The 3,381-nt window shown below is 66.6% G+C and carries 2 protein-coding genes; one reads left to right on the forward strand and one right to left on the reverse strand.

The genetic code is table 11. The features are described 5' to 3' along the window. Window positions 1-153: 153 nt before the first annotated feature. Window positions 154-3,189, forward strand: a complete 3,036-nt coding sequence (locus QZY48_RS27125; RefSeq protein WP_295436687.1) for an ATP-binding protein — start codon at window positions 154-156, stop codon at window positions 3,187-3,189. Here QZY48_RS27125 and QZY48_RS27130 read toward each other — a convergent pair. Then, window positions 3,186-3,314 (reverse strand): hypothetical protein, encoded by a 129-nt coding sequence (locus QZY48_RS27130; RefSeq protein WP_295436688.1) that lies wholly within the window; start codon window positions 3,312-3,314, stop codon window positions 3,186-3,188. The two genes, QZY48_RS27125 and QZY48_RS27130, sit on opposite strands and share 4 nt — an antisense overlap. Window positions 3,315-3,381: the final 67 nt, after the last annotated feature.

Below are 3,381 nucleotides of genomic sequence, written 5' to 3' on the forward strand. Positions count from 1 at the left end.
CGTTGTCGTTGTCGTAATCGTAATCGGAGAAGCGATGCAACGTGGGGCGCGAGAGAATCCGGGGCACGACGATAACCTCGATTACGACAACGACAACGACAACGACGCTCCAAGCATTCTCTAATGGACTTGTTTAACTTATTGGTAAACCGCATGACAACCAGCGACACCGCGGCCCCGCTTCCTGACCTCAGTCAGTGCGATGCCGAACCGATCCATGTCCCCGGTTCGATTCAGCCGCACGGCGTCCTGCTGGTGTTGCACGGCCCGCGACTGCGCATTACCCAGACCAGCCCGACCTGTCAGACCTGGCTTGGGATCGCCGCGGCCGAGCTGCTGGGGTGTGACCTGGCGACGGTGCTTGGTCCGGTGCTCGCCGACGCGGTTGGTCAGGCGCGCGAGCGCTACCGGGAGTTGCCGCACGCCCCGTCCTCGTTCGACTGGCAGCCGCCGCTGGGCGGCCAGACCTTCGTCGGTTATGTCCACCAGAGCGATCCATTCACCCTACTGGAGCTGGAGGCGGCCCCCGCCGACGCGAGCGATGCCTTGACCCAAGCCGTGCTGGGTTTCAGTGCGGTGCACGACGAGCCCGTCTTGCTCGAGAAGCTCAAGATCGCCGCGGCGCTGTTCCGGCGCCTGACCGGTTACGACCGGGTGATGATCTATCGCTTCGACCCGGACTGGCACGGTGAGGTGGTCGCCGAGGCCCGCCGGGACGATCTGGAGCCCTATCTCGGCCTGCATTTTCCCGCCTCGGACATCCCGGTCCAGGCCCGCCGCCTGTATCTGATCAATCCGACGCGGGTCATCGTCGATGTCGACTATGTCCCGTCCCCGCTGGTGCCGGCGCTCAATCCGGTCACCGGGCTTCCGCTCGACCTGTCCCGCAGCCTGTTGCGCAGCGTCTCGCCGGTGCATCTGGAGTATCTCCACAACATGGGGGTCCAGGCCACGCTTACCACCTCGCTGTGCCGGGAGGGCCGGCTCTGGGGTCTGATTGCCTGCCATCACGACCGCCCACGCCGGGTCTCCCATGCGATTCGTCAGATTGCGGACTGGCTGGGGCAGGACCTGGCAACCCAGATTGGGCTGAAGGAGGAGATCAGTCGCCGACACGCCGCCACGGCGCTCGAGGACTGCCGCGGGCGCATCATGACCGCCATGCGTCAGGGTGCACGGCTGGCGTCCCTGCTGCAGGGGCCGGAAGTGGCCGATGTCCTCGGCGCGATCGGCGCTGACGGCGTGGCGCTGATTGCCGGTGCCGAGATCACCACCGGCGGCGTGACGCCCGCGCCCGCGCGCATCGGCGATCTCGTCGCCGGCTTGAGCGCCCTGCACGCCGAGGATCCTTCCCATCTCTTCGCCACCGAGTGTTTGAGCGAGCACTTGGCCGGGACGGCCGACCTGGCCGCCACCGCGGCGGGGGTGACCCTGATCCCGCTCGACCAGGCGCGGTCGATCAAACTGATCTGGTTTCGCGGCGAATACGTGCGGACCGTCACCTGGGGCGGCAATCCCGACAAACCGGTGCAGGTCGCGGCGAATGTCCGCTTGAGTCCACGCCAGTCCTTCGCTGCCTGGACCCAGAACGTGCGGCTGCGCAGCAAACGCTGGGCCCCGGACGAGTTGGAATCGGTCCGAAAACTCGGCGTGCTGATCGAGATCGAGTGGCGCAAAATCGCCGAGGACGCCTTGCGTGCCAGCGAGGCCCTCTTAAGCGACGTCCTGGACTCCCTGACCGCCCATCTCGCCGTGCTGGACGGGCGCGGGGGGATTGCCCTGGTCAACGCCGCGTGGCGGCGATCTGCCGAACAGAATGGCGGCGGGGCGGCCTGTCTGCCTGGATCCGACTATCTCGCGGTGTGCGAGCGGGCGGCGGCGGGTGAGGATGGTGCGCAGGCGCAGGCGGCACTGCATGGTATCCAACAGGTGCTCAAGGGGCTGCAAAGCGCCTTCACGCTGCAATACCCCTGTGATTCCCCGACCGAGGAGCGTTGGTTCGAGATGCGCGTCCTGCCGCTGCGCGAATCCCGGGCGGGGGTACTGATCGCGCATGAGGACATCACCGCTCAGAAGCTCTCCGAGCAGGTCTTGCGCGATGCCGACCAACGCAAGGACGAGTTCCTGGCCATGCTGGGGCACGAACTGCGTAATCCGCTCGCCCCCATCCGTCATGTGGCCGATGTGCTGACGCTGCATCCGATGCCGGAACAACTGCCCTGGGCGGCCAGCATCCTGACGCGGCAGGTCAGCCATCTCGTCCGGCTCGTGGACGATCTGCTCGATGTCGCCCGCATCAACCGGGGGAAGTTGACGCTTCATCGCAAACGCTTCGATCTGCGCGAGGCGGTGGAACATGCCATCGAGCAGGTGCGTCCGGTGCTCGACGCCCATGGTCAGCACCTGGACGTCGTGCTGGTGCCGAGGCCCGTCACCGTGGACGCTGATCCGGAGCGTCTGACCCAGGTCGTCGTCAACCTGCTCGGTAACGCCGCCAAGTTCAGCGCCCGGGAGATGACGGTCTTTCTGGCCCTCGACACCGCGGACGGCGAGGCGCGCATCGTCGTGCGCGACCAAGGCGCCGGCCTGGCGGCGCCCCTGCTGCCACAGGTCTTCACCGCCTTCACCCAGGGCGAGCAGACCCTGGACCGGCCCCGCGGCGGTCTGGGCCTGGGGCTGGCGCTGGTCAAGGGCCTGGTGGAACTGCATGCCGGACGGGTGCACGCGGCGAGCCCGGGTCTGGGCGCGGGCAGCACCTTCACCGTGCAACTGCCGCTCGCGCCGGGCGTGCCGGCCCTGGTGGCGTCTCACCCCGAGCGGCCCATCAAGGGGCGCGTCATCCTGGTGATCGATGACGATCGGGATGTGGCGGCGGCCTGCGCCATGCTGCTGGGCTGCGTGGGGCAGCAGGTGCACACCGCGCACGATGGTCTGACCGGGCTGGAGGCCGCCGAGCGGCTCCGGCCCGACCTGATCCTGTTGGATATCGGGCTGCCCGACATGCTCGGCTATGAGGTGGCACACCGGCTGCGCGCCACCGTGGCGGGGCGCGCCGCGCGCCTGGTCGCGCTCACCGGGTACGGCCAGGAAGGTGACCGGCAGCGCGCCTTGGAGGCCGGATTCGACGAACATTTGCGCAAGCCGGTCGATTTGAAGACCCTGATCAGTGTGCTCGGGCGCTGTCCTTAGGGAATGCTTGTCGCGTCGTTAGGGAATGCTTGTCGCGTCGTTGTCGCATCGTTGTCGTTGTCGTTGTCGTTGTCGTATTCGAGTTTATCGTAGCGCCCCGGAGTCTCTCGCACGCCTAAGTGCATCGCTTTTCCGATTACGATTACGATTACGACAACGATTACGACAACGATTACGACAACGACAACGACA

The organism is uncultured Thiodictyon sp., assembly GCF_903828115.1.
GTDB lineage: Bacteria > Pseudomonadota > Gammaproteobacteria > Chromatiales > Chromatiaceae > Thiodictyon.

Bases quoted from the DNA above. Each gene is read 5' to 3' on its own strand.
- QZY48_RS27130 (WP_295436688.1), bottom strand. From the start codon at position 3,314: ATGCACTTAGGCGTGCGAGAGACTCCGGGGCGCTACGATAAACTCGAA.
- QZY48_RS27125 (WP_295436687.1), top strand. From the start codon at position 154: ATGACAACCAGCGACACCGCGGCCCCGCTTCCTGACCTCAGTCAGTGC.